This window comes from Priestia sp. P5_B4, assembly GCF_056400385.1.
Window position 1 is genome coordinate 1 of the sequence record NZ_JBFULJ010000332.1, and the last position, 3,950, is coordinate 3,950.

Sequence of the window (3,950 nt, forward strand, 5' to 3'; positions counted from 1 at the left end):
CAATAACACCTTTCCAGCCGTACGCACTCCAGCACAAGCCCGCCACCGTCCCTCCAACGCTTGATCCTGCATAGTAAAAAAACAAATACAAAGACGAAGCCTGAGCTTTGTCATGGGTGGCTCTTCCAATAACACCTTTCCAGCCGTACGCACTCCAGCACAAGCCCGCCACCGTCCCTCCAACGCTTGATCCTGCATAGTAAAAAAACAAATACAAAGACGAAGCCTGAGCTTTGTCATGGGTGGCTCTTCTTCCCACCCAGCTGCTTGCGATGGAGTGACTTCCAAAAAAGCCAAAAGTCAGCAGCAAAAGCCCGGTAATTTTTATCCATAAAACCGGATGCAGCGTAACAATTGAACCTATAAGCGTAACAGCAATCGTACATAACAGCACTTTTTTCCGGCCATATCGATCCGCCAGCGTCCCCATCCAGACTGAGCTGAATACTCCCACAAAAAAAATAACAAAAATAAAACTTACAAGCGTATGATTCCAAGAATACGGAGGTGAGGATAAAGCGTATCCAATATAATTGTATAATGCTACGTTACTTCCAAGCAGCGCAAAACCAATAGCAAAAAGGCAAAGCATCCCTTTATCTTTAAGATGACTGCGAAGAGAGCCAGTAAGCTGACGAAGTTCAAAGGATCGCGAAGTGAAGTTTTGTGAATCTGGCAAGTTCATAAAAAAAACAAAGGTGGCCAGTAAACTGATTACGCTTACAACATCAAGAGCTACGGACCAGTTGAAATATTCCGTGAGTACCCCTGTCATAAGCCTTCCCGCTACGCCTCCAAAGGCGTTTCCACTTATATAAATCCCCATCGCTTTTCCTAAACTCCCTGGTTCAATTTCTTCTCCTAAGTAAGCCATGGCCACAGAAGGCAGCCCTGCTAAAACGATTCCTTGAATGACGCGAAATACTAATAGTGTTTCAAAGGTAGAGCTAAATGCTGTCATGATGCATAGCAATGACGCAAAAATTAACGATAGGCCCATCAGTTTCTTCCGTCCCCACACTTCTGATAAAGAACCTAAAAAAAGCATGCTAACGGCTAGCGTGATGGTTGTTAACGAAAGAGACAAGCTGGCAAACGCCGGAGATATCCCGAATTCTCTAGAAAATTCAGGTAAAATGGCCTGTGTACAATATAAAATCGAAAATGTGTTGAAGCCAGCTGCAAAAAGCGCAACATTTGTTTTGCGAAAAGCTGATGTTCCAATTACGGTATAACTCACAGTTGGTCACTTCCTTTTTCTCTAAAAAAAGCATATCACGGTTTTTTTATTCTGTATAATTCATTATGTAAATCGTTCTCATGCATTTCGGTAATGAGTAAAGTGAACAAATATGGCGAGACAACAGCCTGCTTATTTTCAAACAGCTGCATACGAGAATGAAGATAGTACCCTCTCTCGTTTTACACACATATAAAAAAAGCTGAGCCAGTTTTTCATGGCTCAACTTTTTAATCCAGTACATAAGATGCTAATACTTTTTGCACGTCGTAAATGCTTTTATCTTTACGAAACTCTTTTGAGATCGGTGCACTAGAACCCGATACCCAAATATTTAATTCCGCATCTAAATCAAATGTTCCAGCCGTTTCTACGCTAAAATGGGTAATCGTCTTATAAGGAATGGAATGATAATCTGTTTTCTTTCCTGTCACTCCTTGCTTATCAACGATAATTAAGCGTTTCGTCGTAAACACCATTAAATCGCGAATGACTTTATATGCTTGTTCCACTCGCTCGTTGGCAATTAAAATATTTTGTAAGTCTTTTTCAGTTCCTCTTATATCTGCTTCTGATGCATTTCCTAATAGTCCATCTAATATACCCATACTGATCACTCCTTTATATCTACACTACCGCATTTTGTTCTGTCTGGAAACCCAAAACGTTTTTTTAATGAATTAATTTACTTTCACGCGCTTTTTTTGTTAATTTTGCGCTCGTTTTACTAAGAGGCTTATGAAGAAAAATGCCAACGAGTAGCACGCCAAGCCAAATGCAAAGAAGAACCGTAACGTCTTTTCTGACAATATCCGCTAACATGCCTCCTACCACTTCTCTCATCATGCTTATTGCATACGTAAATGGTAAAAACGGATTGATTGCTTGAAAAAAAGCAGGCACGACTTGAATCGGAAATGTACCGCCTGCAGCAGAAAGCTGAAGCACAAGTAAAACAATCGCCATCGCTTTTCCTGCATTGCCAAATATCGCAACAAGCGTATAAACAATCGTCATAAATACGAAGCTGCACAGCAAGCCTAAAAAGATAAAAGGCACTTTATCTACGACATACGTTTTGATTAAAAATAAATCCCCTAGCGTCACAATAAAAGCTTGCACGAGAGCAATAGACAAAAACGTTAAAAGTCTTCCAAGATAGACTTCATAGCTTTTGAATCGTTCTTCATCCGCTACTTCTACGCTTAAAATCGAAACTAACAGCAAAGCTCCGACCCACAAGCAAAGCGTTGTATAAAACGGCGACATAGCTGAGCCGTAGTTCGGAATCGGGTAAAGTCTTTCTTCTTTTAAAAGAACCGGCTTAGCAAAAAAGTCACTTTCTTTTTGCACATCATTCTTTAGCAAATTAATAATATCTTCAATATTTTCTTTTTGCTGAAATTCTCGTATTTTATCTGCTATATTGTGCACGTTTTGTTCAATTCGCGGAAAGTCTTTTGCTATTTTCCCAAGCTCCTGCTGTCCAAGCAAAATGCCACTGGCTGTTTTAGACAGAACGTTAGAAACATCCGGTATGCTTTTGTTAGCTTCATCAAGCAGTGAGTTTGCGCTTGCCGTTTTATCTTTCGCTTCTTTGATTGCTTGTTCAACAGCAGGCACAATCGTAGAAGAATATGAGTTCGTTAACGCATTTAATCTAGAAACAGCTCGATCGGTGCGAGAGCTGAACCTATCAAGTACGCTTTGATTGGGAACATCCCCATTCTTTGTTTGTTGCTGCAGACTGTTTACATCCGAAAGTTGCTGCTGTAAAAGCGTATTTACATCTTTTATGTCATTAATAACAGGTGAAAGAACTTTTTGTTGAGATAACGCATTTAAATCTGTAAGAAGTGTAAGAATCTCTCCTGTGTCAGCAATTTGTTTTGTTAACTGCCCTTTTAGCTGTTCCGCTGCTGCGCTGACTTCAKCCGGTGCTATATCTTTTTCCATCAGCTGATTCTTCAATTCTTGAACTCGGAGAGCTCGTTGCTGAACCCGCTGCAGCGTTTCGTTGATTGTTGGCTCGGCGTTTTTTAAAATTTCATCGCTTTTAGTTAAAAAAGTGTTTAGCTGCTGAGTCATCTGTGCGCCGTCAGCTGTTAGTCTCTCTACTTCAGGAAGAGCGGCCTGAGCTTTTGATACAATGGCTCCAGCTTTTTGAGTGGTGTCATTCGCTTCATTAATTACTTTTTTGATTTCAGGAAGACGATTTTCAAGTTCAAAAATCCGTTGTTCAACTTGTTGAATGGTCGGCAAATTTCGCTGCAGTGTAATACCTAGTTCGTTAAACACTGAAAAAATGGCTCCATTCGCTGTTTTGACGAATTTTTCACTGATCTGTTGTGTTAAGCTGCTGGCTCCTTTACTTGTAATTTTAGGCGCCACTGCGTTTATTTTTTCGTTCACTTTATAAATAATGACTGGTTTTTCCAAACGATCTTGAAGAACGGTACCAAGCTTTTGTGAAAAATCTTTTGGAATAATAATACTTGCATAATAGTCACCGTGCTTTACTCCGTGATCAGCTTTTTCTTTTGAGACAAACGTCCATCCAAGCGTTTTATTTTTTTTTAACGTTGTAATAATATCTTTTCCCACGTTCACGTGCTGACCTCTTATCGTAGAACCTTCATCTTCGCTCGTTACTGCAATGGCAATACCTTCAGTCCGCCCGTATGGGTCCCAAGATGCTTTTATATTAAAC

3 protein-coding genes are annotated in these 3,950 nt (G+C 40.1%); all 3 read right to left on the bottom strand.

Annotation, left to right across the window (positions count from 1 at the left end):
• On the bottom strand, nt 1-1,240 hold a 1,240-nt coding region (locus tag AC1DRF_RS18660; RefSeq protein ID WP_477741369.1), incomplete at its 3' end, for an MFS transporter.
• Between the two features lie 230 nt (nt 1,241-1,470).
• The gene (locus tag AC1DRF_RS18665; RefSeq protein ID WP_014460184.1) at nt 1,471-1,848 is read right to left on the bottom strand and encodes a PH domain-containing protein; all 378 of its coding nucleotides are present in this window, start codon (nt 1,846-1,848) and stop codon (nt 1,471-1,473) included.
• A gap of 64 nt (nt 1,849-1,912) precedes the next feature.
• Nucleotides 1,913-3,950, bottom strand: a 2,038-nt coding sequence (locus AC1DRF_RS18670; protein WP_477741370.1) for a YhgE/Pip domain-containing protein, incomplete at its 5' end; no start/stop codon positions are given.

Excerpts from the sequence above, each read along its gene's own strand:
- AC1DRF_RS18665 (WP_014460184.1), bottom strand. The coding sequence starts at position 1,848 with ATGGGTATATTAGATGGACTATTAGGAAATGCATCAGAAGCAGATATA.